The sequence below is a fragment of the Dactylosporangium sp. NPDC051087 genome (genome assembly GCF_055586325.1).
Window position 1 is genome coordinate 187,255 of record NZ_JBVJIJ010000010.1, and the last position, 24,470, is coordinate 211,724.

General features: G+C 73.9%; 22 protein-coding genes. 8 read left to right on the forward strand and 14 right to left on the reverse strand.

The features are described 5' to 3' along the window. Nucleotides 1–175: 175 nt before the first annotated feature. Nucleotides 176–898 (forward strand): SRPBCC family protein, encoded by a 723-nt coding sequence (locus ACZ6TV_RS20715; protein ID WP_465298823.1) that lies wholly within the window; start codon nucleotides 176–178, stop codon nucleotides 896–898. Nucleotides 899–947: 49 nt separating this feature from the next. Here ACZ6TV_RS20715 and ACZ6TV_RS20720 read toward each other — a convergent pair whose 3' ends face one another. The 5 genes from ACZ6TV_RS20720 to ACZ6TV_RS20740 form a co-directional block, all read right to left on the reverse strand. Then, complete coding sequence (locus ACZ6TV_RS20720) at nucleotides 948–1,535, reverse strand: hypothetical protein (protein ID WP_465298824.1); 588 nt, start codon at nucleotides 1,533–1,535, stop codon at nucleotides 948–950. After that, the gene (locus tag ACZ6TV_RS20725; RefSeq protein WP_465298825.1) at nucleotides 1,532–2,401 is read right to left on the reverse strand and encodes an amidohydrolase family protein; all 870 of its coding nucleotides are present in this window, start codon (nucleotides 2,399–2,401) and stop codon (nucleotides 1,532–1,534) included. The genes ACZ6TV_RS20720 and ACZ6TV_RS20725 overlap by 4 nt, the downstream gene beginning before the upstream one ends. After that, nucleotides 2,398–3,207, reverse strand: coding sequence for a metal-dependent hydrolase (locus ACZ6TV_RS20730; protein ID WP_465298826.1), 810 nt, complete (start codon nucleotides 3,205–3,207; stop codon nucleotides 2,398–2,400). Before ACZ6TV_RS20730 ends, ACZ6TV_RS20725 begins: the two co-directional genes overlap by 4 nt. Nucleotides 3,208–3,249: 42 nt before the next feature. Beyond that, nucleotides 3,250–3,876: an SDR family NAD(P)-dependent oxidoreductase gene (locus ACZ6TV_RS20735; RefSeq protein ID WP_465298827.1), complete on the reverse strand. Its 627-nt coding sequence runs from the start codon at nucleotides 3,874–3,876 to the stop codon at nucleotides 3,250–3,252. Between the two features lie 68 nt (nucleotides 3,877–3,944). After that, nucleotides 3,945–4,433 carry a DUF1707 SHOCT-like domain-containing protein gene (locus ACZ6TV_RS20740; RefSeq protein ID WP_465298828.1) on the reverse strand — a complete coding sequence of 163 codons (489 nt, stop codon included), beginning with the start codon at nucleotides 4,431–4,433 and terminating at the stop codon, nucleotides 3,945–3,947. A 186-nt stretch (nucleotides 4,434–4,619) separates the two neighbouring features. On the opposite strand from ACZ6TV_RS20740, the gene ACZ6TV_RS20745 reads away from it, so the two are divergent. Beyond that, nucleotides 4,620–6,476 (forward strand): histidine kinase, encoded by a 1,857-nt coding sequence (locus tag ACZ6TV_RS20745; RefSeq protein WP_465298829.1) that lies wholly within the window; start codon nucleotides 4,620–4,622, stop codon nucleotides 6,474–6,476. Between the two features lie 869 nt (nucleotides 6,477–7,345). Continuing rightward, nucleotides 7,346–8,011, forward strand: a complete 666-nt coding sequence (locus ACZ6TV_RS20750) for a response regulator (RefSeq protein ID WP_465298830.1) — start codon at nucleotides 7,346–7,348, stop codon at nucleotides 8,009–8,011. 6 nt (nucleotides 8,012–8,017) lie between these two features. Here the strand turns inward: ACZ6TV_RS20750 and ACZ6TV_RS20755 are convergent, their stop codons facing one another. Continuing rightward, complete coding sequence (locus tag ACZ6TV_RS20755; RefSeq protein WP_465298831.1) at nucleotides 8,018–9,436, reverse strand: GH1 family beta-glucosidase; 1,419 nt, start codon at nucleotides 9,434–9,436, stop codon at nucleotides 8,018–8,020. Between the two features lie 92 nt (nucleotides 9,437–9,528). Then, the gene (locus tag ACZ6TV_RS20760) at nucleotides 9,529–9,735 is read right to left on the reverse strand and encodes a hypothetical protein (protein ID WP_465298832.1); all 207 of its coding nucleotides are present in this window, start codon (nucleotides 9,733–9,735) and stop codon (nucleotides 9,529–9,531) included. A gap of 139 nt (nucleotides 9,736–9,874) precedes the next feature. On the opposite strand from ACZ6TV_RS20760, the gene ACZ6TV_RS20765 reads away from it, so the two are divergent. Genes ACZ6TV_RS20765 through ACZ6TV_RS20775 form a run of 3 tightly spaced genes read left to right on the forward strand, consistent with a single transcriptional unit; the run spans nucleotide 9,875 to nucleotide 12,278 of the window. Next, nucleotides 9,875–10,840: an LLM class F420-dependent oxidoreductase gene (locus tag ACZ6TV_RS20765; RefSeq protein ID WP_465298976.1), complete on the forward strand. Its 966-nt coding sequence runs from the start codon at nucleotides 9,875–9,877 to the stop codon at nucleotides 10,838–10,840. Further along, entirely contained in the window at nucleotides 10,840–11,652 is an 813-nt protein-coding gene (locus ACZ6TV_RS20770) for an SDR family oxidoreductase (protein ID WP_465298833.1), read from the forward strand. Before ACZ6TV_RS20765 ends, ACZ6TV_RS20770 begins: the two co-directional genes overlap by 1 nt. Further along, nucleotides 11,649–12,278 (forward strand): nucleoside/nucleotide kinase family protein, encoded by a 630-nt coding sequence (locus tag ACZ6TV_RS20775; RefSeq protein WP_465298834.1) that lies wholly within the window; start codon nucleotides 11,649–11,651, stop codon nucleotides 12,276–12,278. The genes ACZ6TV_RS20770 and ACZ6TV_RS20775 overlap by 4 nt, the downstream gene beginning before the upstream one ends. Nucleotides 12,279–12,442: 164 nt before the next feature. Here the strand turns inward: ACZ6TV_RS20775 and ACZ6TV_RS20780 are convergent, their stop codons facing one another. The 5 genes from ACZ6TV_RS20780 to ACZ6TV_RS20800 all read right to left on the reverse strand — a co-directional run bounded on the left by ACZ6TV_RS20780 (nucleotide 12,443) and on the right by ACZ6TV_RS20800 (nucleotide 21,088). After that, nucleotides 12,443–14,767, reverse strand: coding sequence for a transglutaminase TgpA family protein (locus ACZ6TV_RS20780; protein ID WP_465298835.1), 2,325 nt, complete (start codon nucleotides 14,765–14,767; stop codon nucleotides 12,443–12,445). Further along, nucleotides 14,761–15,915, reverse strand: coding sequence for a DUF58 domain-containing protein (locus ACZ6TV_RS20785; protein WP_465298836.1), 1,155 nt, complete (start codon nucleotides 15,913–15,915; stop codon nucleotides 14,761–14,763). Before ACZ6TV_RS20785 ends, ACZ6TV_RS20780 begins: the two co-directional genes overlap by 7 nt. A gap of 2 nt (nucleotides 15,916–15,917) precedes the next feature. Beyond that, the gene (locus ACZ6TV_RS20790; RefSeq protein ID WP_465298977.1) at nucleotides 15,918–16,874 is read right to left on the reverse strand and encodes an AAA family ATPase; all 957 of its coding nucleotides are present in this window, start codon (nucleotides 16,872–16,874) and stop codon (nucleotides 15,918–15,920) included. A gap of 98 nt (nucleotides 16,875–16,972) precedes the next feature. After that, complete coding sequence (locus ACZ6TV_RS20795) at nucleotides 16,973–19,546, reverse strand: fibronectin type III domain-containing protein (RefSeq protein WP_465298837.1); 2,574 nt, start codon at nucleotides 19,544–19,546, stop codon at nucleotides 16,973–16,975. Between the two features lie 84 nt (nucleotides 19,547–19,630). Beyond that, on the reverse strand, nucleotides 19,631–21,088 hold the full coding sequence (locus tag ACZ6TV_RS20800) for a fibronectin type III domain-containing protein (protein WP_465298838.1): 1,458 nt from the start codon (nucleotides 21,086–21,088) through the stop codon (nucleotides 19,631–19,633). 71 nt (nucleotides 21,089–21,159) lie between these two features. Between ACZ6TV_RS20800 and ACZ6TV_RS20805 the strand changes: the two genes are divergently transcribed. Then, entirely contained in the window at nucleotides 21,160–21,885 is a 726-nt protein-coding gene (locus ACZ6TV_RS20805; protein WP_465298839.1) for a TetR/AcrR family transcriptional regulator, read from the forward strand. Between the two features lie 313 nt (nucleotides 21,886–22,198). Here ACZ6TV_RS20805 and ACZ6TV_RS20810 read toward each other — a convergent pair whose 3' ends face one another. Continuing rightward, nucleotides 22,199–23,077: a helix-turn-helix domain-containing protein gene (locus tag ACZ6TV_RS20810; protein ID WP_465298840.1), complete on the reverse strand. Its 879-nt coding sequence runs from the start codon at nucleotides 23,075–23,077 to the stop codon at nucleotides 22,199–22,201. A gap of 45 nt (nucleotides 23,078–23,122) precedes the next feature. Next, nucleotides 23,123–23,563 carry a hemerythrin domain-containing protein gene (locus tag ACZ6TV_RS20815; protein ID WP_465298841.1) on the reverse strand — a complete coding sequence of 147 codons (441 nt, stop codon included), beginning with the start codon at nucleotides 23,561–23,563 and terminating at the stop codon, nucleotides 23,123–23,125. Nucleotides 23,564–23,684: 121 nt separating this feature from the next. Here ACZ6TV_RS20815 and ACZ6TV_RS20820 point away from each other — a divergent pair, with 121 nt between their 5' ends. Beyond that, nucleotides 23,685–24,341, forward strand: coding sequence for an aldolase/citrate lyase family protein (locus tag ACZ6TV_RS20820; protein ID WP_465298842.1), 657 nt, complete (start codon nucleotides 23,685–23,687; stop codon nucleotides 24,339–24,341). Nucleotides 24,342–24,470: the final 129 nt, after the last annotated feature.

A 24,470-nucleotide genomic window follows, 5' to 3' on the forward strand; every position in this document is an offset into this window, starting at 1 on the left:
TTTACCCGCTGGGGGGCCGGGTTTCGGTATTTTCCTAGGATGTCCTACGGGTCGGGGGCGACCTCTGGTGGTTGATCCGTCCCCTGGGGAGGGTCCCTCCGGGACGGGTCTATGGTCGGAGCGTGGCCCGGGTCACCCGCGGGCCGTGCCGCCGAGTGCTGGGGGTCTGACGACCGTGCTGCTGGAACACAGTTTCACCGTGCCCGTCCCGGTCTCGCAGGCCTGGGCGGTGCTGCTGGACATCGAGCGGATCGCCCCGTGCATGCCGGGCGCCGCACTGACCTCGTTCGAGGGCGACGACTTCGCCGGGACCGTCAAGGTCAAGCTCGGCCCGGTGAGCCTGACCTTCAAGGGCAAGGGCCACTTCGTCGAGCGCGACGAGACCGCCCACCGGGTCGTGATCACCGCGAACGGCGCCGACAGCCGGGGCGGCGGCACCGCCGCGGCGAAGGTGACCGCGACCCTGCACGACGAGGGCGACGCCACCCGTGTCGAGGTCGCCACCGACCTCGACGTCACCGGCAAGGCCGCCCAGTTCGGCCGCGGCCTCATCGGCGACGTGAGCGCGAAGCTGATCGGCCAGTTCGCCGACTGCCTCGCCGGCAAGCTCGCCGCGGGCGCGGTGCCAGAAGCCGGTGCGGCGCCAGAGGCCGGTGCGGCGACGCCGGAGCGGGCCGCCGCCGCCACCGTTGTTTCCGGGGAGGGCGCACGGCCGGCGCCGACGGCGCTGTCCGAGGCCTCGGTCTCCGTCGACCCCGGCGAAGGGGTGGAGCCGATCGATCTGCTCGCGGTGACCGGGGTCGGCTCGGTCGTGCGCCGGGCCGTCCCGTATGTCGTCACCGCCGCCGCCAGCTTCGCCGCCGTGTTCGGCATCATCTGGTGGATCAAGCGCCGCTGAGACCTTCCGCCGACCCGCTCCGGCCGGTGCCGGCGGTGCTGACCCCGGATCAGGCGGCGGCGCGGCCTTCGGCGAAGAACGCGGCCACCGCGGCCGCGTCGCCGAGGGCGCTCAAGGGCCGTGCGGCACCGAACGACACGTTCCAGAAGTCACCCTCGCGCGGCGTCCACGGCCCGACGTACGCGTACGGCTCCGCGATCGCCGTGTCGCCCGTGGACACCCCGTAGTTCACCTCGTCGAGTGAGATGCCGACGTCGAAGTGCTCCGGCCACAGCACCGGCGTCGCGTCCGGGGCGAAGCTGCGCAGCGCCGCGTCGCCGGCCGCGAGGGCGCCGAGGATCGTGGCGGCGCCGGTCGGCACGAACCGGTCGCCGGGCTGCGCGCCGGAGTGGTCCTTGTACACCCCCTCGGGCACGCCTGCGTCCAGGCCGGCGGCGGCCGCCAGCTCCGCGTACGTCTGCCCGTCGTACGGGATGCGCCGCCCGCCGACGACGAGCGCGTCAGCCTCGGCCTGCACGTCGGGTGCGGCGACGGTGGCGAAACCGGCCGGGGTGACCCTGAGCCGGATGGTGCCGCTGCGCCGGTACTGGGGGCCGGCGAGCACCAGCTCCGCCAGACCGTGGAAGGAGTTCGTCACCGCTCCATCATGCCCGCCGCGTTGCCCCAGCAGACCGCGCGCAGCCAGTCGTCGCCGAACCCGAGGCGCTGCAGCGCGTCGAGCTGGTGGGCGTACGGGTGAGGGATGTTCGGGAAGTCGCTGCCGAGCAGCACCCGGCCGGCGTGGCCGAGCTCCTCCACCCTGGGGAGGAGCTCCGGCGGGAAACCCGGGAAGAAGGTTGTGAAGACCATCGTCGTGTCGAGCACGACGCTCGCGTACCGGTCGGCGAGGTCCAGGAAACCCTCGTACTCGGGCGCGCCGAAGTGCGCGATGACCGCGACGAGCGCCGGGTGGCGGCGCAGCACCTCGCCGAACGGGCCCGGGCCGGTGTACCCGTTGGCGACGGGACCGGAACCCGCGTGCACGACCACCGGCACGCGCTCCTCCGCGAGGCGGCCCCAGACCGGCTCCAGCAGCGGGTCGTTCGGGTCGTAACCACCGACCTGCAGGTGCACCTTGAAGATGCGGGCGCCGCCGGCGAGCGCCGCGTCGACGATCCCGGGCACCCCCGGCTCGGGGAAGAACGTCGCGCTCGGCACGCAGCCGGGCGTGCGGGCCGCGAAGTCGAGGGTCCAGGTGTTGAGGTCGGCCGCCATGCCGGGCCGGTGCGCGTACGCCAGGGCGGTGAAGTGCCGCACCCCCATGCTCTGCAGGTGCCCGGCGCGTTCGGCGTCGGAGCCGCGGTACCGGATGGGCCACGGCCTCCCGACGAGCGGCCCTCCGGCGTCGAAGTGCGCCCACACCTTGCGCATCATGCGCTCGGGCAGGAAATGCGTGTGCACGTCGAACAGGCCGGGCAGGCCCAGCGCCCGCCAGAACGCGGGGACCTCGTCGTCATCGTTCACACGGATATGTTGAACCTGTCGAGGAGGACCGGCGCGATCAGCATGGATCCGGCGAAGATGGCGACCGTGGTGAAGACGATGCGCAGCACGACCGTCTCGGTCTTGTCGCCGGCGGTCAGGGCCACCGAGTGCGGCAGGCCGATGTTGCGCCACAGCCGCCGGCCGGTCGGGATCGGCCAGAAGATGGGCGAGCCGTGCCGGGTGATCATGTCGCCGGCGAGATGGATGAGCCCGCCGACGCCGACCGCCATGCCGAGCAGCGGGTAGCCGCGGTCACCGGGCAGTCGCTCCCACACGAGGAAGGCGGCCGCGGCGGCGGCCAGGGTCACGACGAGCCAGCCGGCCCGCTCCGCCCACCGCTCGAACAGGCCGCGCAGCGCCATCGCGAACGCGAAGAACAGCACGCCCATCACGGCCCACTTGCCGAACGCCTCGCACAGCGCCAGGGTGCCGTACCCGACGCCGACGTTGAAGATGATCGTGTGCGTCAGCGTGCGGTGCCCGTTGCGGCGGCGCGGGTCGTGCTTGAGCCGGGTGAGCCGGTAGACGCCGAGGGAGAACTTCTCGACCACCTCGGCGAGGAACAGCGTCAGCACCCCGAACGTGTGGGCCACCGTCGCACCGCCCTGCCGGGTGGTGACCCGGCCGGACAGATCCAGGTCCGGCAGGAGCGCGCCGCCGGCGCAGATCGCCGTGCCGACCGCGAGCTGCAACGGCGTCTGGTGGAAGTCGGCCAGCTGGTCCAACGCCAGCGAGCCGGCCAGCCACACGGCCGCCCCGGAAAGCGCATGCGAAGAGCCCATCATGATCGGGACTATTCCATGTGTACCCCCGTTCGTACATAGGAGCTACAGCCGTGAATACGTGCCCGCCACGTCGAAGGTCGTCGCCGTCATCGTCGGCGGCGCGTCCGAGGCCAGGTAGACGGCGGCGAAGGCCACATCGTCGACCCGCTCGGCGTGCGGTGTCCAGGACACGACATTCGCCCGTACACCCGACGCCGCCACCTCACGTGCGACGTGCTGCGTCAGCGCGGTCACCCCGCCGCCGACAGCGCTCGTCGCCGCGTCCGTGCCGAACGGCGCGACGGTCACCACCGAACCGGCCCGCGCCTCGGCCATGCTGGGCACGAACGCCCGCAACGCCTCGTAGGTGCCCGTCAGTCCACTGTCGACACTCACCCGGAAGTCGGCGCCGCCGGCGCCCGCGACGACGAACAGCAGATCGGGCGTGCCGACCTCGTGGATGACCCCCGCGTGCACCGATGCGGTGTCGGCCCCGGTCGACAGGATGCCGACCGCGTCGGCACCCACCCACCGCAGCTCGTCGACCAGGTCCTGCAGCTCGCTCTCGTCGTCGCCGATGACCGCGATCCGGGCGCCCCGCGCGGCCAGCAGCCGGCACACCGCGGCACCGACCCCACCGGCACCGCCGAGGACCACCGCGACCCGGCCCTTGAGCTCGGTTCGGTACATGCCAGACCAGCCTCTCGTCGTCGGCGGGGCACCGCGCCGTCCGGCGGCGCCCCGCTGCTGCGGTGTGCTCAGCCCCAGCCCTGGCGGTCCGAGGCCGCGGCCCACGGGCCGTGGTGGTGCCCCCAGTGCCGCCGCCCCCACGGCGCGCCACCCGACGCCGCCGCCCAGCGCCGCCAGCGGGCGTGCTTGAAGACGCTCAGCACCAGGAAGAACAGCGGGATCGCGGGCCAGAAGAAGTGCGCGCCGGACAGCGCCCACAACCCGGTCAGCGCCACCGCGATCACGGCCACGAACGCGCCGTGCCGGGCCAGGTGCCGCCTGCCCTGCCGGAGGAACTCCGCCTGCGTCTCCGGCAGCTCGAACAGCCCGCGCCGTCCGCCTTCCGGCAGGTCGGCGGTCAGCGGCGGCAGCTCGTCGCGGAACTTCGCCGCGTAGACCTGCGCGAGCCGCTCCTCACCCTCCTCCAGCGTCAGCCGTCCCTCGGTCATCCCGGCCCGCACCATGCTGGCGTACTGCTCGCGCTCCTTGTCGGAGGCTCGCACCCGATCGCCGGCCATCTCGGCCTCCCTTCCTTGTTGACTCACAGCCTGCCGACCGGCGGCGGCGAGCGCGTCGCACCTGTGTCGTGTCGTGGTGTACTGCGCGGGTCGCACCCCGGCGCCCCGTGTACGACCCAGGGAGTACACCCCCGTGGCACTTGAAGGCGACGCCGCAGGTCCCGGCCCTGCACTACCTTGGCGTCTGTGAGACGACGACCGCCGTGGACCCGGGAGCTGCGCGAGGCGCGCGACGCCCGGCATGCCGCGCGCCTCGCGCGCCGCATGCAGTCCATGCAGCGGCACGAACGCCGGCGGTGGAGCGGCCCGCACCCGGTCGGGATCGTCGTGATGATGGCCCTGGTCCAGGTCCTCGGCACCCGCGCCGCCGCCTACGGTTCGACCGGCACCGAGGTCCTCGACCGCACCGGCTATCTGCTGCTGGTCGCCGGCCCGCTCGCCCTGCTCGTCCGCGAGCGCTGGCCGCTGGTGTCGCTGATCGGGGCGCTGGTGCCGACCGCGGCCTACTTCAGTCTCGGCTATCCCGACGGCCCGGGGTTCGTCGCCGCGATCGTGGCCATGTTCACCGCCCTCGCCTCCGGCTACCGCTGGCTGACCTGGGCAGCCGTCGCCGCCGCGTTCTCCGTCTTCGCGGTGCTGGTCCGGGGCGAGGAGTCCGCGTCACGCGTGATCCTCATCGGGGTGTGGTGCCTCGTCATCGCGGGGTTCGGCGAGGCCGCCCGGGTCCGCGGCATGCGGTATTCGCAGATGGCCCGCGACTGGTCGGCGCAGCAGCAGGTGGCCCGCGCCGAGGAGGAGAAGGCGCGCGTCGAGCAGGAGCGCCGCCAGGCCAGCGACGAGCGCCTGCTGATCGCCCGCGAGCTGCACGACGTCATCGGCCACCACCTGTCCCTCATCAACGTCCAGGCGGGCGTCGGCCTGCACCTCATGGACGAGCAGCCCGAGCAGGCCAGGGTGGCGCTCACCGCCATCAAGCACGCCAGCGCCGAGGCCCTGCGCGAGACCCGCTCCGTCCTCGCCGGCCTCAATCCCGGCGAGGCGGCGCCGCGGACCCCCGCACCGGGCCTGCGCGACCTGGACCGCCTCGTCGAGGAGGCCCGCGCCGTCGGCCTGCCCGTCACCGTCGACACGGCCGGCACCCCGGCGCCGCTGCCACCGCAGGTGGACCGGGCCGCGTTCCGCATCGTGCAGGAGGCCCTCACCAACGTCCGCCGCCACGCCGGCCCGGGCGCCGCCGCGACGATCGTGGTCGGCCACGCCCCGGGCGAGCTCACCCTCCTCATCACCGACGACGGCCACGGCACCGCCGCCACCGACCTGGACGCCACCCGGCCACCCGCCCACGGCCCGGGAAACCCTGCCGATGGAGAGCTCTCCGCCGCAGCAAGACCCGGCCCCACGCCGCCGGCCCCCGGCGCCCCCACGCCGACGCCCGGTGCCACGCAGACGGCGGGCACCGCGCCGGCGGCCGGAGGGACGGGAGCCGGAGGGTCGAGGGCTGGAGAGCCGGCGGCCGGAGGGTCGAGGGCAGGAGGGTCGTGGGCTGGAGAGCCGGCGGCCGGAGGCGGGCCCGGGTGGCACGGCGGCTCCGCACCGATGCCCGGAGCCGCACCGATGCCCGGAGCCGCACCGATGTCCGGAGCGGTGCCGAAGGCCGGTGCGGTGCCGAAGGCCGATGCCTCGACGGCCGGCGCCGCGCCGGAAGGTGGCGCCGCACCGAGGACCGGCGGCGCCACCACGGGCGGCAACGGGATCGCCGGGATGCGGCACCGGGCGGCGGCGTTCGGCGGCGTGGTCGAGGCTGGCCCGCGCCCGGGTGGCGGCTTCGAGGTCCGTGCCAGGATTCCCGTTCGCCGGGACGGCCCGGACCGCCCCGAGCCGCAGGACCGCCACGCGCCGCCCGGGGACGGTCAGGACCGTCACACGCCGCCCGGGGACGGTCAGGACCGTCACACGCCGCCCAGGGACGGTCAGGATCGTCACCGGCCGGGGGAGCGTCGGGATCGCAAGCAGCACCAGGACCGCTCCGAGGCGGAGCAGTGATCAGCGCCGCCCTGAGCCACGTGGGTGCCTCGCGCTGCGGAATCGACTCGGATCGAGGGGGCGCCTCGAGCTGGGGAATTGCCCAGGGCCGCGGGTCTGCTCCGGCTGTGGGGTCGCCTCGGATCGTTGATACGCCCAGGGCTGTGGGACCGTCATGACCTGCGAGATCGCCTCGGGTTACCGGGCCGTCCCGGGTCGCCGGGTCGCCTTGAGCTGGCATGTCGTCTTGGGTTGCCAGGTCGTCTCGGGTTGCCGGGTGACCACCAGTCGTGGGAGTGCCCCGGCTCATGGGGTCGCATCGCGCCGCGGAGCTGCCTCAGGCCGTGGAATTGCCCAGGGCTGCGCACTGCCGTGGGCTGCAGGGTCGCCTCGGTTCGCCGGGTCGCTCCGGTTCGCCGGGTCGTCCCGGGTTGCCGGGTCGTCCCGGGTTGCGGCAACTGCGCGGGGCGGCGGGGCTCTTGTGAGCTGCGAAGCCGCCCCAGGGCGTGCGGTCGCGGCCTGGTCGTGGGGGCGCCTCGCGGCGCGGACGGGGCCGAGGCGGTGCGGCTCGCCTGGAGATGCGCGCATTGCCTCGGTCGTGGGGACGTCTCGCGGCGCGGACACCGCCCCGGCCGCGGGGGCGCCTCACGGTGCGGGCATTGCCCTGGCCGTAGGTTCGCCCGGAGGTGTGGGGGCGGTCGGGGCAGCGGGATGTTCCGGGTTGCGGGATCGTCGTGGGCTGCGGGGACGCTCAGGGGCGAGCGTCCGTGGTGGTCGTCGCGGGCCGCGGGAACGCCGGGAGCGTCCCGGCAGTGGCACGGCGGGCAGCGGAGATGTCCATGGGGTGCGGCCAGGTGGTGGCGCGTGCCGGGTGGGCGGGAGGAGTGCGGGTGATCAGGGTCTTGCTGGCCGATGACCAGGCGTTGGTGCGGGCCGGGTTCCGGGCGTTGCTCGACGCGCAGGCCGACATCGAGGTCGTGGGGGAGGCGGCGGACGGGGCCGAGGCGGTGCGGCTCGCGGTGCAGACGTTGCCCGACGTGGTGCTGATGGACATCAGGATGCCGGTGCTCGACGGGCTGGAGGCGACGCGGCGGATCGCGGCCGACGCGCGGCTCGGGCAGGTGAGGATCGTGATTCTGACGACGTTCGACCTGGACGAGTACGTGTTCGAGTCGCTGCGGGTGGGTGCCAGCGGGTTCCTGGTGAAGGACACCGAGCCGGTCGATCTGCTGCGGGGGGTGCGGGCGGTCGCCGCGGGGGACGCGCTGCTGTCGCCGGGCGTGACGCGGCGGCTGATCGAGGAGTTCGCGAGCCGGTCGCGGGCGCCGCTCGCGCCGATGTCCCTGGCGGTGCTGACGGACCGGGAGCGGGAGGTGATGGCGCTCGTCGGGGCGGGACTGTCCAATGAGGACATCGCGACGAGGCTGTTCGTGAGTCCGGCCACGGCCAAGACGCACGTCAGCCGGGCGATGATCAAGCTGGGGGCGCGGGACCGGGCGCAGCTGGTCGTGTTCGCGTACGAGGCGGGGCTGGTGCGGCCGGGGTGGCTGGGATAGGTGCTGTCAGATGCCGTTGCGGGCGATGACCTGCTGATACCAGTCGGCGCTGGCCTTGCGCCGGCGCTGCTGGGTGGCGTAGTCCACGTGGATGATGCCCCAGCGCTGGGAGTAGCCCTCGGCCCATTCGAAATTGTCCAGCAGTGACCACACGTGGTAGCCCTCCAGGCGGACGCCTTCGCTGATCGCGCGGTGGGCGGCGGTGAGGTGGTCCCGCAGGAGGGTGATCCGGTCCTGGTCGTCGACCGGTTCGAGGGACGGCATGCCGTTCTCGGTGATGGTGAGCGGGACGTCGCCGTAGTCGCGCCTGATGCGGGTGAGCAGGTCGTAGAGGCCCTGCGGGTACACCTCCTGCCAGGTCGCCTGGGTCGTCGGGTGCTTCTGGACGCGGGCGCCCTTGGCGGTGACGTAGGCGGGGTTGTAGTACTGCACGCCGAGCAGGTCGCTCTTCGCGCCGATGACCGCCAGGTCGCCGTCCTGGAGCGCGGCGCGGAACGGTGCCCCGGCGGCCTGCGTGGCCAGCCAGTCGTCCGGGTAGCGGCCGAGCAGCACGGGGTCGAGCCAGCGCCGGTTCTCCTCGGCGTCGGCGATGACCGCCTGGCGGCGGGCGGCGTCGGAGTCCTCCGCCGGGTACGCGGGGGACAGGTTGAGCGCGATCCCGATGCGGCCCTTGCGGCCGGTGGCCCGGAACGCCTGCACGGCGAGGCCGTGGCCGAGGAGCAGGTGGTGGCCGGCGACGTTGGCGATCCGGCGGTCGCGGACGCCGGGTGCGTGGATGCCCGCGGTGTACCCGACCTCGACGACGGTCTTCGGCTCGTTGACGGTGAGCCAGGTCTGCACCTTGTCGCCGAGGGAGTAGCAGACGGCGGAGGCGTAGTCGGCGAACCATTTGGCGCAGTCGCGCCGCTCCCAGCCGCCGGCCTCCTGCAACGCCTGCGGGGTGTCCCAGTGGAACAGGGTCACGACCGGGGTGATGTCACGGGCGAGGAGGCCGTCGACGAGCCGGTGGTAGAAGTCGAGGCCCTTCGCGTTGACGGTGCCGCGGCCGGTCGGCAGCACCCTCGGCCAGGAGATGGAGAAGCGGTAGCTCTTCAGGCCGAGGCCGCGCATGAGGTCGAGATCCTCGTAGCTGCGGTGGTAGTGGTCGGCGGCCACGTCGCCGGTGCCGCCGTCGCGGGTACGGCCGGCGGTGTGGCTGAACACGTCCCACACCGACGGGCCCCGGCCGTCCGCCGTCGCGCCGCCCTCCACCTGGTACGCCGACGTCGCCGCGCCCCAGGCGAAGCCCTCCGGGAAGACGAGCCCGGCGGGCGCGGTGCCGGCCGGCGCGGTGGTGGTGGCGGTGGGCGCGGGACGGCGCCGTGGCGAGCAGCCGGCGGTCACCGCGCCGGCGGCGGCCAGGGTGAGCACGTGACGCCGTCGCATCCCGCCAACGTAGCGCGCCCCCGCACCCCCCAAGGCACGACGAAGGCCGCCCCCGCGACAAGGCGAAGCGAGGACGGCCGGAGGGGCGGAGCTCAGTCAGCGAGGGCGACGAGGCCCTGCGCCCACCGGAAGTACTTGTTGGTGCCCAGGTCACGGACGGTCTTGATGCCGAAGGCGGCCTGCAGCTTCTCGGCGTCGGCCTCGGTGACGCCGGCGATCGCGGTGACGGGGGCGTCCGCGATCTCCTGGGCGCTCTTGCCTTCCCATTCCTTCATCAGCTTCTTTTCCAGGCCCAGCATGAGGTTGCTCCTTCTCGATCGGTCGAACGCGGAACGAACACGGAACAGTGTGGGAAACCTGCGGAATGCTACCCAGCCCTCTCGCTTGCCACACTAGCCGTGTCGCGGAGATGATCGGTTGATGACCAGCCAATGGGGGCTGACGGTGCCGCTCGCCGGTGTGCCGTTGCCCGAGCACGCGGGGTTGCTGCAGGCACTGCCGGATCTGGGGTTCACGGACGTCTGGACCAGCGAGGTCTCCGGCACGGACGCGTTCACGCCCCTGGCGCTGGCGTCGGTGTGGTCGCCGCGGCTGCGGCTGGGCACCGCGATCGTCCCCGTGTTCACACGCGGTCCCGCGCTGATCGCCATGCAGGCCGCGGCCCTGGCGGAGGCGGCGCCGGGACGGGTCGCGCTCGGCATCGGCGCGTCGTCGCCGGTCGTCGTCGGCGACTGGAACGCGGTGCCGTTCGAGCGGCCGTTCGAGCGCAGCCGTGACGTGCTGCGCTTCCTGCGCGCCGCGCTGTCCGGCGAGGTCGTCGACGGTGCGTTCGACACGTTCCAGGTCAGGCGCTTCCGCCTCGAGCGGCCGCCGGCCCTGCCGCCGAAGCTCCTGCTCGCCGCGCTCCGCCCGAAGATGCTCCGCCTGGCGGCGGCCGAGGCCGACGGGACCGTGCTCAACTGGCTGTCCGTCGAGGACGTGGCGACGGTCAGGCGCGAGCTGGCCGGGGCGGCGGACGGGTTCGAGGTGGCGGCCCGCATCTTCGTCTGCCCGACGGAGGACGAGACCGCCGCGCGGGAGACCGCCCGCAGGCTCATCGCCGCGTATCTGACCGTGCCCGCGTATGCCGCCTTCCACCGCTGGCTCGGCCGCGGCGAGGTGCTCAAGACGATGTGGGACGCGTGGGCCGCCAAGGACCGCAAGGGGGCGCTCGCGGCGATCCCCGACGAGGTCGTCGACGCGCTGATCGTGCACGGCAGCCCGCAGCGGTGCCGGGAGCACGTCCAGCGGTACGCGGACGCGGGCGTCACCACCCCGGTCATGGCGCTGCTGCCGACGCCGGAGCTCACCGCCGGCGGTCCCGAGGTGCTGCTGGACACGATACGGACGCTGGGGGCGCGGTAGTGGACATCGACGGGAAGATCGTCGTCATCACCGGGGCCGCCGGCGGGATCGGCGCCGCCATGGCCCACCGGTTCGCCGCCGAGGGCGCGGCCAGGCTGGTCCTCGCCGACCTCGACGGCGACGCCGCCGCCGAACTGGCGGGGAACGTGGCCGGGGACACCACCGCGGTCGCCGTCGACGTCACGGACGAGGGGCAGGTCGCCGAGCTCGTCGCGGAGACCGAGGAGCGCTACGGCCGCATCGACCTGTTCTGCGCCAACGCCGGCATCACCAGCGGCCAGGGCCTGGAGGCGTCCGCGGAGACCTGGGCGCGCACCTGGGCCGTCAACGTCCTGTCGCACGTGTACTCCGCCCGCGCCGTCCTGCCCGGCATGCTGGAGCGAGGCGGGGGCTACCTGCTGCACACCTGCTCCGCGGCCGGGCTGCTGACCGCCGTCGGGGACGCGCCGTACGCGGTGACCAAGCACGCGGCGGTGTCGTTCGCGGAGTGGCTGTCCATCACGTACGGCGCGAAGGGCGTCAAGGTCAGCGCCCTGTGCCCGCAGGGCGTGGACACCCCGATGCTGCAGGAGGGGCTCGCCGCCGGGCACATCGGCGCGAAGGTCACCGCCGCCGGGGGAGCGGTCCTGTCCGCGGAGTCGGTCGCCGGGTCCGTCGTCGAGGGCCTCGCCGCCGAGCGGTTCCTGATCCTGCCGCACCCCGAGGTCCAGAAGTACTACCTGCACCGGGCGAGCGACACCGACCGCTGGCTGGCCGGCATGCGCGGCCTGGCCGCCAGCCTCGAGTCGCCAGACGACAGCCCCGAAGCATGAGGCGGCCCGACGTCCTCAGCGATGCCCTCGACGTCGTCGCGCCGTTCGTACGGCAGCAGTCCGGCCGCTCGATCATCGGCATCTGCGGTCCTCCCGCCGCCGGCAAGTCGACGCTGTCCACGGCCCTCGCCGCGGCCCTCGACAGCAGCGTCGCCGTGCCGATGGACGGCTTCCACCTGTCCAACGTGGAGCTCGACCGGCTCGGCCTGGCCGACCGCAAGGGCGCCCCGGAGACGTTCGACGCGGCCGGGTTCGTGCACCTGCTGCGGCGGCTCAGGGCCGCGGACCACCTGGTGTACGCCCCGAGCTACAGCCGCACCCTGCACGAGTCGATCGGTGGCGTGATCCCCGTGCCGGTCGGCACCCGGGTCGTCGTCGTGGAGGGCAACTACCTGCTGCTCGACGAAGGCCCGTGGGCGGGCGTCCGGGAGCTGCTGGACCTGGCGCTGTACCTGGACGCCCCCGACGACCTGCGGCAGGACTCGCTCGTGCGCCGCCAGCTGGCGAAGGGACTCGGCCTGCACGATGCCCACGACTGGGTGGAGCGCAGCGACGAGCGCAACGCGGCGGTCATCGCCGGCACGCGGGACCGCGCCGACCTCATCCTGACCCGAGGCCCGGCTTAAGTTCCTGAAGGACCGCGCCGGCTGGGACAGGGCCATGGCGAAGTTCCGCGCCCGGTCCCCGCGTACCTCTACGTCACCGCCGACCGCGCCCTGCCCGAGGGCATCGGCAGCATCGACACCCACCCCGAGAGCATCAAGCACTGGCAGGGGCAGAGCACCTCGGCCTATCTCCAGAACAGCGGGCGCGGGTCGAGTGTCCACAGCAGACGGCGCCAGAACCCCCGCCTGGCGCGCAGCTCGTCGACGTAGGCGACGGCCTGCGCGGCGGCCCGGGCGGCCTGCTCCTCGCCCGGTCCGCCGCCGGTCGCCGCGGCGACCGGCGCGGCGCCGCGCCCGCCCTTCGGCCCGCGGGAGGCCGGCGGTGCGGGGACGGGGGCCGGTGCCGCGAACGCGACCGCGTTGACGAGCGCGGCGAGGTCGTCGACCGGTGGCGTGGCGGAGCGGATCGTGACCTGGGTGCCGCCCCCGGTCTTCGCGCGGGGCTTCGAGTGCGCCCGCCCGGTGGCCGCGGTCGCCGCGTAGTGGGCCACCTCCGACGCCGTCAGGTGCGGCGGCGCGGGCCGCCCGGCGAGCCGCAGGCCGGTCAGGACCTCCGCCCAGGCCGCCTCGATGCGCTGGTGCGGGGTGCCCTGCCCGAGCCGCCGGCGACGCCGGGTGCGTTTCGCCAGCGGTACCACCGCCGCGAACGCCGACAGGAGCAGCAATACCGCGCCGGCGGACACCGCGACCACGACCGGCGTGCCCGGGCCCTGCGGCGATCCGTCGCCGGCCGGTGCCGTGGTGGGCTTCGCGGACGGCGGGACGGCGGAGCCCGACGGGGCCGGCACCGTCTCCGGCGGCGGCTGCGACGCGGGCGGCTTCGGCCGGAAGTCGTCCTCGGTCGGGCGCTGGACCGTGTCGGCCTTCGGCATCGGGTCGAACGGCTCCCATACGCCGTTGAACAGCACCTCCGGCCACGCGACGGCGTCGCCGCCGTGCACCTCGTTGCGGCCGGCGTCGACGCGGAAGCCCACGGCGAGCCGGGTCGGCAGGCCCATCAGCCGGGCGAGGACCGCGAACGCCGCCGCGAACTGCTCGGAGGTGCCCTTCTGCCCGCCGGCCTGTTTGGGACCGAACAGGAAGTACTCGACGTTGGGGTAGGCGTGGCCGCTGGGGGCGTCGCCGACGACCTTGTAGTGCTCCGACAGCCAGCCGACGATCGCGAACGCCCGCTGGTACGGCGACGACACGCCCTCCCCGAGGTGCTGGGCGAGCTGCGCGATCGAGTCGGGGACCTTGCCGGGCAGCGCCAGGTGCCGGGCGACGGCGTCGGTGTTGGGGACGTCGGCGACCTGCATCGCGTTCTCGTCGGGGCGGTGCGCGCGGGACACGACGCTGTACTCGAGGCCGCTGCGCAGCCCGTCGGACAGGATCATGGTGCCGTCGGTGGTGTCGACGGCGACCCGGACGCCGTTGACCTCCTCCGGCGTGGCCATCCCCGGCAGCAGCCGCCCGTCGAGGTCGGCGATCCGGAACGTCTGCCGGATCTGCGGGTCGGTGAGGACGGGCCGGGCGGCGAGCACCCGGCCGGCGTTGCGGTAGGTGGCGCCGACCCGCCAGGTGACGCCGTCGTAGTCGTTGAGGACGGCGAGCCGGATCGGCGGCGGCGCGTCGGTGCCGGTCACCTCGACGTCGAACAGGTGCTGGTCGTGGTTGAGCGCCCAGCCGGACAACCGGACCAGCGGGCTCTCGTCGAGCGAGTCGAGCTGGGGCGGGGTGACCATGTTGCGCGGCTCGGCGGGGCTGGTGCCGACCTTCGCCGCGACGCTCGGGCCGAGCAGCTGCGACAGCGCGACGATCGCGGCGAGACCGGCGACGGCGCCGGCACCCACCCGCAGCCGCAGCGTCCGGCGCTGCTCGGCGCTGAGCTTCTGGCCGGTGTCCGTCTCCGCGGGCGGCGGCCGGTTGGACACGATCAGCCCGAGCGCCGCGAACCCCGAGAACGCCAGGGGCACCCAGCCGGCCGCCGTGCCGTTGGGGCCGACGAGGTACAGCGCGCCGCCGAACAGGACCGTCGGCGGGGCGTACGACAGCAGCACCCGGTGGTAGCGCACCCCGAGCTCACCGGCGGCGAGACCGGCGAGCCAGGTCAGGATCACCGGCAGCAGGACCGTGTCCGGCTCCGGCTCGATCGGGATCAGGGCCAGCAGCAGCCGCGGGATGCTGTTGCGCAGCGCCTCCCGCAGCGCCGGGAGGTCACCGGCGACGCCGGCCGCGGCGGCCGACACCCGCATGGCGATCACGACGGCGGCGGCCAGGCCGAGGACGCTCAGCGGGGCCGCGGTCCAGGCCGGCAGCCGGCGCGCGGCGAGGCTGACGCCGACGGACCCGGCGGCGGCGCCCGCCATCAGCTGCAGCAGCAGCGGCCCGTGATAGATCGGGGACAGCGCGAACGCGGCCATGACCAGCATGCCGAGCAACGCGACCGCGATCAGCAGCCGTCTCACCATGCGCCGACCCCGTCCCACGCGGCGGCGAAGTCGGCGCCGTCGGCGGCGGTGAGGACCTGCAGGCCCGGAAGGGCCGTGGGGACCTCCCCCTCGGCGGTGCCGAACGCGCCGGCGATCAGCGACGGGTACGCCCCCCGCAACGTCCCCACCCGGCCCAGGTCGGCCACGCCGCCGGCCCCGGTGAGGTAGACGAGGGTGTCACCGGCGCGGCTGGTCCGCAGCTGCGCCACCGTCGGCGAGAGCCCGTCGGTCGCCCCCAGCGTCGCCTCGGCGAGCACGTCCAGGTAGCCGCGGGTGTCCTTGCCGCCCGCGTGCGCCCCGCCGGCCAGCCGCAACGCCACCGGCAGCTCCTCGCGGAACGCGGCCATCACGATCGACGCCGCCGCCTCGCACGCGGACTCGAAGTGCGCGGACTGCCCGGAGCGGTCGGCGTCGGGGTAGGCGGCGAGCCGGTCGTCGAGCAGCACGACGAGCCGCGGCAGGCTGGTGTCGAGGTGCTCGCGGACCATCAGCTCGCCGATCCGCGCGGTGGTGCGCCAGTGCACGTGCCGCAGCTCGTCGCCGACCACGTATTCGCGCAGCGTGTCGAACGTGATGCTGCCGTGCGGCACCCGGTCGACCCGCCCGTCGAGGGAGCGCATCACCCCGGTCGGCACGGCGGTCAGGTGGTGCACGGTGGGATACACCCACACCTTGCTGACCCCGCCGTAGCCGCGGGCCAGGGTCAGCAGCCCGAGCGGGTCGCGCCGCACCACCCGCAGCGGCCCGACCTCGACGACGCCGCGGCGGGCGGTCGGCACCGGATAGCTGGCGGTGGTGGTGCCGCCGGCCTTGAGCCGCAGCAGCGGCACCGGCACGGTCGCCGGGCCGCACCGGTCGTGGGCGATGAGCGTCGCGCCCCGCAGGCGGCTGCTGTTGCCGACGGTGAGCGTCACGGTGCTCGACTCGCCGCGCATGACCCGGTCGGGGTCGACGGCGCGGGTCACGGTCAGCCGCGGCCGCCACCACACATACGCGAACCCGAGGAGCACGGCGGCGACGGCGGCCGTGCCGACGACGGTGAGCTGCGCATACTGGAACGCGAACCCCACGGCGAGCAGCACCGGCGCGGCCACGCACAGGCCGATGCCCCGAGACGTCAGCCGCATCGTCAGACCGGCGCGGGCGTGGCCGCCGGCACCGGCACGGGCACCGCGTCGAGCACCTCGCGGACGACGTCGCCGGGCGCGACACCGCGGACCTGCGCGTCGGGGGACAGCAGCAGCCGGTGCGCGAAGACCGCCTCGGCGAGGGCCTTGAGGTCCTCCGGCACGACATAGCCGCGGCCGTCGATGAGCGCATACGCCGACGCGGCCCGGGTCAGCGCGATGACGCCACGGGGGCTGACCCCGACCCGCACCCGCGGGTGGGCGCGGGTCGCGTTGCCCAGCCGGACCGCGTAACCGAGCAGCGGGTCGGCGATGTGCACCCGCCGGGCCAGCCGGACCAGCTGCGCCACCACCGCGGTGTCGGTGACCGGGTCGAGGGCCTCGGGCGAGCGGGTCACGGCGCCGCGCAGCACCTCGATCTCGACGGCCTCGCTCGGATAGCCGACGGCGAGCTTCATCAGGAACCGGTCGAGCTGCGCCTCGGGCAGCCGGTAGGTGCCGTCCATCTCGATCGGGTTCTGCGTGGCGACGACGAGGAACGGCCTGGGCACCGCGTGCCGGACGCCGTCGACGGTGACATACCGCTCCTCCATGACCTCCAGCAGCGCCGACTGCGTCTTCGGCGACGCCCGGTTGATCTCGTCGGCGATGACGATGTTGGCGAAGACCGGCCCGGGGTGGAACTCGAAGCCGCGGGTCGCCTGGTTGAAGATCGTGACCCCGGTGACGTCGGACGGCAGCAGGTCGGGCGTGAACTGGATGCGCCGCCACTGCCCCTGCACGCTGGCCGCGATGGCCCGCGCCAGGGTGGTCTTGCCGACGCCGGGCACGTCCTCGAGCAGGACGTGCCCCTCGGCGAGCAGCGCGGTCATCGTCAGCCGGATCACCTGCTGCTTGCCGAGCACGATCGACTCGACGTTGCGGGCGAGCCGGCCGACCAGGTCCGCCGACGCCGCGATCTCCTCGGCGCTCGGCGGACCCGCCTCGAACTGCTGCGGGACGGGCTGGGACCCCGTGGGTGGTTCGGGTGTGCTCACTGTGCTCCTGCCGGACGTGCTCAACACTGCTTCAGCGGGCCGGTGCCGTTCGGCAGATCGAACCACGCGTACGGGATATAGTTCTCGCCCTTGAAGTTGATTTTGATCCAGACGGCGCTCTGCTTGCCGCCCCAGGGTTTCGCGTTGACGCTCGACCCGTTGGTCTGGCAGATCGCGGTGTAGCTGTCGGGAGCGTAGACGTCGCCGACGGACGTGCCGTTCTGGGTCGCCGTCCGGTAGACCCAGATGCCGCCGTTGGACGCGCCGTGCCCGCAGTAGCTGGTGTCGCCGCAGACCACGGTGCCGCGATAGGCCGGGGTGGACAGCGAACCGGTGCCGTTGGCCGTCATCCCCGCCGCGTTGGTGACCGTGACCGTGTAGTCGTAGGCGGTGCCGGGCCACAGCCCGCCCATGGTCAGCGAGCCGGCGCACGCGTTTTCCACCGCGCCGACGCCGGCGACGTCGAGCCGGCACTTCGCGGGCGCGCCGCCGCCGTCGGTCGCGGTGAACGCGACCGTGATCGACTGCAGCGCGGCACGGCTGTTGGCCGTGTCCACCCGCATCGTCGGCGCGGCGAGGGTGCTGGCCGCGCCGTTCGCCGCGGCGCCCTCGCCGGCCTTGTTGACCGCCTTGATCACCAGCGTGACCCGCTCGTTGTCGCCGAAGCCGCCGAACTCCTTCGACAGCCCGGTGCCCAGGTCCTGCTGGACGCCGTTGACGGTGGCCCGGTAGCCGGTGATCGGCGCGCCGTTGTCCTCCGCGGCACGCCACGCGGCCACGATCGTGCCGCGCTTGGTCGCGACGGCGCGGACGGTCAGCCCGCCGGGCGCGCCCGGCTTCGTGAACGGCACCACCGACGCGCTCAGCGGCGACTGGCCGGAGCTGGCGCCGATGTCGTTGATCGAGGCGACCCGGAACGCGACCTGCGTGCCATAGGGCAGCTCGCCGGCCGGCACCTTGAACGTCGGCTGCGCGGACTCGAACGTCTTCGACTCGTCCCCGGACACGGTCGTGATCGTGTACCGGACGATCTTGTGCCCCTGCCCGTTGGCGGCCGGCCACGTGACCGTGACGGTGCCGTCGGGGTTGGCGACCGCCGCGACGCTCACCGGCGCGTCGGGCACCTGCGACGTCGGCGTGACCGGGTTGGCCGCCTTCTTCGGCCCGTTGCCCTTCGCGTTGACCGCGTAGACGGTGAACTTGTAGGACTGCCCGTTGGTCAGGCCCGTGATGTCCAGCGCCCGCTGGCTCGCGCCGACCTCGTGCTGCTTGCCGTCGCCCTCGACCACGTATTTCGTCACGGCGTTGCCGTTGGCGGGCGCGGCGGTCCAGGTGACCCGCGCCGAGGCGTTGCCGGGCGTCGCCGTCACCCGCGGCGGCGCGCCGGGCGGGCCGACCGGCGGCTTCGCCGGGGGCGGCGGGGGCGGCACCGGCGGGGCCTCGCCGCCGACGACGTCGTTGTTGTACTTGTCGACGACCTGCACGTGGTGCTTGGAGTCCACGACCCGCGCGGTCGAGCCGCCGGGCGCGTTGATGAACATGCGGTCCTCGCGGACCTCGATCTCCAGGGCCTTGCCGCCGGCCTTGATCTGGATCGTGTCGAGCGCCTTGCCGGAGGCGTCCAGCACATAGACGGTGCCGGTGGCGTCGTCGGCGCAGTAGAAGCGACCGGACCAGGCCACGCACGGCTGCAGCTTCGGGCTCTCGCCGGGCACGGTGAAGTCGCTGACCGTGTCACCGTTGACGACATAGACGTGCCGGTCGTCCACCACGGTGACGGGCACGTCGCCGCCGACGGTGCGCTGCGGCATCGCGCCGTTGCCGGCCAGGCGCAGCGGCACCTTCTTGAGCGCCTCGCCGCGCAGCGTGGTCAGCGTCGTCGCGGTCTTGTCCAGCACGGCGACGCCGGTGTCCAGGATGGACAGCGCCAGGTCGTGGTTGGGGTCGGCGACGCTCACGGTCTTGACCTTCGTGGGGTCGGACGCGAGCCCGCCGCCCTGGCCGCCACCGCTGCTGGGCTTCTTCGTCGAGGCCGGCTTCACCGCCACGACGGTGCCCTCCGACGGCACCAGCAGCCACAGCCGCCCGGTGTCGTCGAACGTGCCGCCGGAGATCCCGGGCGGGAACGTCACCGTCTCGCCGACCGGCAGCAGTGTCGCCGGGTCGAGCTGGCGGACCTGCCCCTGCACGGTGTCGACGATGAACGCGACGTCGTCGTGCACGGCGACCGTGACGCCGAGCCCGGGCGTCGCCTGGGTCGTCGCGCCGAGCGTCAGGCTGGTCAGGTCCAGCACGCTGATCTTGCCCGTGTTGAGGTCCCGCAGGATCACGAACCGGTCGCTCTGGGTCACCTGCATGGTGTGGCCCTGCGCGTCGGTGATCTTCGTGCGGGTGTCGACCTTGCCGGTGACGCCGTTGACCCGCGCCACCTCGCCCTTGTCGTTGCTCCACAGCCACGAGCTGACGTCATAGCTGGCCACCGCGTTGTTGGCGGCGCCGGTGCCGAACAGCGTCAGCCCGAGGACGGCGATCAGGCCCACGACGGTGCCGAGCGTGACCAGTCCGCCGCCCTTGCGCGAACGAAAGCTCACCATGCGGCCCCCTCCCCGAAACCGGCGCCCATCATATTCCTGTCGATGTGTGGTGCACACCCGGCGTGTCTAGATCAGTTCGCATTGTTATTTGCGCTGCGTGCAGGCCAGATCCGACAGCGCGACGCTGTCCGTGCCATAGACGGCGGCAACCGTGAAGCAGTAGTCGAGCTTCGGGTTGAGGCCGTTGAGGGTGTACGTGGTGGCGCCCGCGGCGAGCACCTGGAGCTGCCGCAGCGCGCCCTGCTGGCCGCCGGCGACGATGAACGGCACCGATCCCTTCGACGGATCGGTCCACGTCAGTGTGATGGACGTCTTGTCGTCGCGCAGCTTCAGCGCGGCGGGCGCCTTCGGGTTCGCCGCGCCCGTGGCGCTCGGCCCCGGCGTCACGCTCGCGCCGCTCCCGGGGGCGGCCCCGCCCTCCTGCCGCGCCGCGGGCGGGTCGGGGCGGGCGGCGATGAACGACACCACCGCCGCGGTGACCCCGCCGAGCACCGCCACGACCAGGATCACCAGCAGCGCGACGAACGGCGACCGCCGCCGCGGCACGTCCTGCACCGGCAGCGGCGGCACGAACCGCTCCACGACCGCCCCGCCGCTCATGGGATACGCGCCGCCGTTCATCGGATACGCCCCACCGCTCGTGGGATACGCACCGCCGCTCGTCGGGTCCGCGCCGCCGCTGACGGGATACGCGGCGGCACCGCTCGTCGGGTCGGCGTAGGCGGAGTCGGCGGCGAAGGCAGGGGCGGGGGCAGCGGCGGGGGCGAAGGCCGGTGGCGGGGAGACGGGCGCGGGCCGTTGCCAGGACTGCGGCTCCGGGCGCTGCAGCACGCCCTGGTCCACCTCCTGCCAGCCCGCGTGGGGCGGGTCGTCATGGTCGTCGTGCTCGTCCGGTCGCCACAGCGGCGCCTGTACGGGCTGCGCCGGCCAGACATCGCCGGCGCGTGGCTCCGGGTGGAAGACGGGCCGCTCGTCCCGCTGCTCGTCCCGTTGTTCGTCTTGTTGTTCAAGGGGCCAGGCGGCCGGCCGCGCGGTGCTGGTGCCCGTCGGCGCGGACAGCGGCTCGAACGGGGCCGGCGCCGACTGGTGCGGCGCGTGGAAGGCCCCCGCCGGCTCCGGCAGTCCCAGATACCGCCGGGCCGCCCGCACGCTCGGGTGGTCCTCGCCGAGCGCGGCCGGCCCGAGCCTGGCCAGCTGCCCGTAGCGGCGCTTCGCCTCGTACACGTTGCCGAGCTCGTCGGCGATGCGGGCCAGCTCGTAGGAGAGCGCGAGCATCACCGCGTGCCCGTCGCCGAGGCGGTGGTAGCCGGCCGCGAGCCCTTCCTCCAGGACCCGCCGGGCGTCGCTGAGCTCGCCCAGGTCGGTGTGGAACTTCGCGAGCACGCAGGTCGCGGCGAGCACGTCGGGATCGTCGCCGGCCAGGGTCCCGGTCGCCGCGTCGAGGGCCTGGTCGAGCAGGGCGAACGCGCCCCGCACGTCGCCCTGCGCCGCTACCGCGCGGGCACCCTGCACGGCGTTGGCGAGCTGTGCGGACGAGGACACGCCGCTACTCTGCCCTGTCGCGGGCCCCCGGCGCCACCCCGGTGCAGCGCGCCTGATCGATACTTGACGGCATGGCAGATCAACCGCTGAGCCCGCTGCCCGGAGCCCGTGAGGCGCGCGACCCGTCCCGCGCCATCAAACGCGGCCCGAGCCGGGTGCCGCCGGAGGTCGTCGCGGCCAACCAGCGGGAGCGACTCTTCGACGCCGTCGTGCACACCGTCGCCAGCAAGGGCTACGCCAGCGCGACGGTCAGCGACATCTGCCGTGCCGCCGGGGTGACCCGGCCCGCGTTCTACGCGCTGTTCGCCGGCAAGGACGACGCCTTGATCGCCACGTACCGGCACGGCACCGACCTCCTGCTGCACCTGATGGAGTCCGCGTACCGCGCGGAGCCCGCCTGGCGCGACGGTGCCCGGGCCGCGCTGCGCGTGCTGCTCCAGGTCCTGGCGGAGCTGCCGGCGTTCGCCACCACGGCGGTCGTCGAGATCGACGCCGCCGGGCCCCTGGCCAGGGCCGAGCGCGCCGCGCTGCTGCGCCGCTTCGACCGGTTCTTCAGCGAGGCGCCGAGCGCCGGTGACCTGCCCATGCCGGAGGAGCTCGTCGAGACGGTCGTCGGCGGCATCTACGCGACGATCTACCGCTACGTCGCCGCCGGCCGGGTCGAGCAGCTCCCGGCGCTGCTGCCGATGCTCGCGTACTACACGCTGGTGCCGTTCGTGGGCCGCGAGGAGGCGGCGAGCGAGCTGACGATCCCGGTCCCCGACGGCCCGTCCGGCTGCCGTCTCACCGACCCGTGACAGCCTCGGCGGCGGCCGGCCCGACGACGCCTCCGGCGGCGTCGACAGCGCGCTGACGGCGGCGCCAGGAGGCGCTGAAAGGCGCTGACGGCGGCGTGGGAGGCCCCGCCGAGGAGGGCGCTGACGACGGCGCCAGGAGGCGCGCTGAGAGGGTGCGCCGGCCGGGCGCTGAGGGGCGGGCCCGGCAGCGCGCCATGTCAGGCGGCCCGCCATGTCAGACCCCGCGCGGGGTCAGGCAGCGCGGGTCAGGCGGTGCGCGGGGTCAGGCGGTGCGCGGGGTCAGGCGGTGCGCGGGGTCAGGCGGTGCGCGGGGTCAGGCGGTGCGCGGGGTCAGGCGGCCCGGCAGCGACGACGGCTGGTGCGGCACGCGGGGCGCGGCGGGGGAGCGCAGCAGGCCCGCCCGGAACGCGCCCGGCGCCTGGCCGGTCTCGCGGCCGAAGAACCGGCCGAAGTTCGTCGGCTCGTCGAAGCCGAGCCGGCGGCCGACCTCCGCGACCGGCAGTGCGCTGGTCGCGAGGAGTCGTTTGGCCTCCAGGGCGATCCGCTCGTCGACGAGCTGCTTCGCGCTGCGCCCGGTCACCGCGAGGCTGGCCCGGGTCAGTGTCCGCACGGAGCAGCCCAGCCGCTCGGCATGGTCCTCGACCCGCCGGTGCGTGACGTCGCGCTCGATCTCGGCGCGGAGCTGGTCGACGAGCGCGGCGGCGGGGCCGGTGCGCGGCGGCGGCGCGAGGGCGACGATGCGCATCAGCAGGACCGCGACCTGGTGCGCGAGCAGGGTCCGGCTCAGCTCCCCGCCGTCGCTGCGGGCCCGGTCGACCGCGATCTGCGCGATCTCCGCGACGATCGCCTCCTCGTCCTCGCCGGCCGGCTGCCAGCAGGCGGGCGTGGTCGGGTCGGCGACGTAACGCACGGGCAGTGGCGGCAGGGCCGGCAGCGTCGAGGGCGGGAAGGCCAGGACGGTCGCGTCGAAGCCGGCCTGGCCGCCGAACTGGTGCACCTGGCCCGGGCGGCCCCACAGCAGGGTGCCCGGCCGGCACGGGTGGGTCACGAAGTCCAGCGTGTGGGTGCCCTGCCCGGTGCTGGCGAGGATGACCACGTGGTCCTGGGCACGCTGCGGGCCCGGGTGTGCGGGCAGGTCACTGAGCCGCGCCGCATCGACGGCCGCGGTCGGTGAAGCCCTGAGAAGCACCATGACCTGCACGACTGTACCCAAGCCCGGCCACGGGCTCCAGACCCCTCAGGACACGCTGATCCCGGCGACGGCGAGCTCTTCGAGGCGGACCTGTTCGAACGCGGCACCGATCTCGACGAGGCGGTCCGGGTCGACGGCGTCGCGCAGCGCGGGGAGCACCGACGTCTCCTCCTCCTCGACGTGGTGGCCGACGGCGGCGATGAAGTCGTCGAGCCTGGTGCCGAACGACTCGTCGGCGGGACCCATCCGCTGCAGGTCGTGGAGCATCCGCTCGGCCTCGTGGTGCTCGTCGGCGCCGTGGTGTTCCATCTCTGCCGGCAGCGACGGGTACACCTGCAGCTCCTCGGCGTGACTGTGCGCGGTCAGCCGGGCGGCGATCTCGTCGAGCAGCAGCTGGCGGTCGCCCGCGCCGGCCCTGAGCCGGTCGAAGAGCTGCTCCATGATCCGGTGGTCGTTCATGATCAGCGTGACGGCGTCGGTTGCCATGACTCCCCCTGTCGTCGCGGTCACCATTCAGCGTGCACCGCTACCCGGTAGCAAGAGGGGCTAAACGGTCAAAACGCACCTTGCGCGTGCGGCGGCGGCGCTCCCGGTCGATGATCGAAGCATGAGGTCGTGGCTGTATATCCCCGATATCCGAAATGTCGGAAGCAGCGAGGCGGACGCGCTCGTCGTCGACCTCGAACGCGCCGGCGATCCCGCCGCGGTGGGGAAGTGGGTCGCGGAGCTGGCCCGCCCGGCCGTCTGGGCCCGGCTGGACGGCGCCGACGCGGGGTGGCAGGCCGTGCGGACCGTGGTCTCGCCCGCCCTCGCCGGCGTCTGCGTCGCCGCTCGGTCGGCCAGCGAGGTCGCCGCCCTCGGCGCCGTCATCGCCGAGGCGGAGGAGACCGCCCGCCTGCCGGTCGGGCGGATCGCGGTCGTCCCGCGCCTGGAGACCGCCGCCGCCGTGCTGCAGGCCCCGGAGATCGCCCGCGCGCCCAGGGTCGCCCGCCTCCAGCTCGCCGAGGGGCCGCTGACCCGGCAGCTCGGGGTCGAGCCGGGCGAGGACGAGCGCGAGCTGCTGTGGGCCCGGTCGATGGTCGTGATGGCCGCGGCGGCCGCCGGTCTGGCGCCGCCGATCGCCACGTCGTGCCCCGCCGGGACCGACGGCGAATCGTCGGCCCGCGCCCTGCGCAGGCTCGGCTTCCGTGGCCGGACGTGCCTGGACGAGGCGCAGGTGCGGATCGCGAACAACGTATTCGCAAACGCATCCACATTGGCATGAGATTATGTGGCTCATGACAAACGATCACCCTTTGTGCTGTCGACAATGCGCTGGGTGAGTATTTCCGTACCGTAAAAACCCCGAAACGTCGGTGTTGCGCCGGGCGTCCCGGGAGCAGGCCATATCCAG

Bases quoted from the DNA above. Each gene is read 5' to 3' on its own strand.
- ACZ6TV_RS20730 (WP_465298826.1), bottom strand. From the start codon at position 3,207: ATGATGGGCTCTTCGCATGCGCTTTCCGGGGCGGCCGTGTGGCTGGCC.
- ACZ6TV_RS20735 (WP_465298827.1), bottom strand. From the start codon at position 3,876: ATGTACCGAACCGAGCTCAAGGGCCGGGTCGCGGTGGTCCTCGGCGGT.
- ACZ6TV_RS20740 (WP_465298828.1), bottom strand. From the start codon at position 4,433: ATGGCCGGCGATCGGGTGCGAGCCTCCGACAAGGAGCGCGAGCAGTAC.
- ACZ6TV_RS20755 (WP_465298831.1), bottom strand. From the start codon at position 9,436: ATGCGACGGCGTCACGTGCTCACCCTGGCCGCCGCCGGCGCGGTGACC.
- ACZ6TV_RS20760 (WP_465298832.1), bottom strand. From the start codon at position 9,735: ATGCTGGGCCTGGAAAAGAAGCTGATGAAGGAATGGGAAGGCAAGAGC.
- ACZ6TV_RS20775 (WP_465298834.1), top strand. From the start codon at position 11,649: ATGAGGCGGCCCGACGTCCTCAGCGATGCCCTCGACGTCGTCGCGCCG.
- ACZ6TV_RS20780 (WP_465298835.1), bottom strand. From the start codon at position 14,767: ATGGTGAGACGGCTGCTGATCGCGGTCGCGTTGCTCGGCATGCTGGTC.
- ACZ6TV_RS20785 (WP_465298836.1), bottom strand. From the start codon at position 15,915: ATGCGGCTGACGTCTCGGGGCATCGGCCTGTGCGTGGCCGCGCCGGTG.
- ACZ6TV_RS20795 (WP_465298837.1), bottom strand. From the start codon at position 19,546: ATGGTGAGCTTTCGTTCGCGCAAGGGCGGCGGACTGGTCACGCTCGGC.
- ACZ6TV_RS20805 (WP_465298839.1), top strand. From the start codon at position 21,160: ATGGCAGATCAACCGCTGAGCCCGCTGCCCGGAGCCCGTGAGGCGCGC.
- ACZ6TV_RS20810 (WP_465298840.1), bottom strand. From the start codon at position 23,077: ATGGTGCTTCTCAGGGCTTCACCGACCGCGGCCGTCGATGCGGCGCGG.
- ACZ6TV_RS20815 (WP_465298841.1), bottom strand. From the start codon at position 23,563: ATGGCAACCGACGCCGTCACGCTGATCATGAACGACCACCGGATCATG.
- ACZ6TV_RS20820 (WP_465298842.1), top strand. From the start codon at position 23,685: ATGAGGTCGTGGCTGTATATCCCCGATATCCGAAATGTCGGAAGCAGC.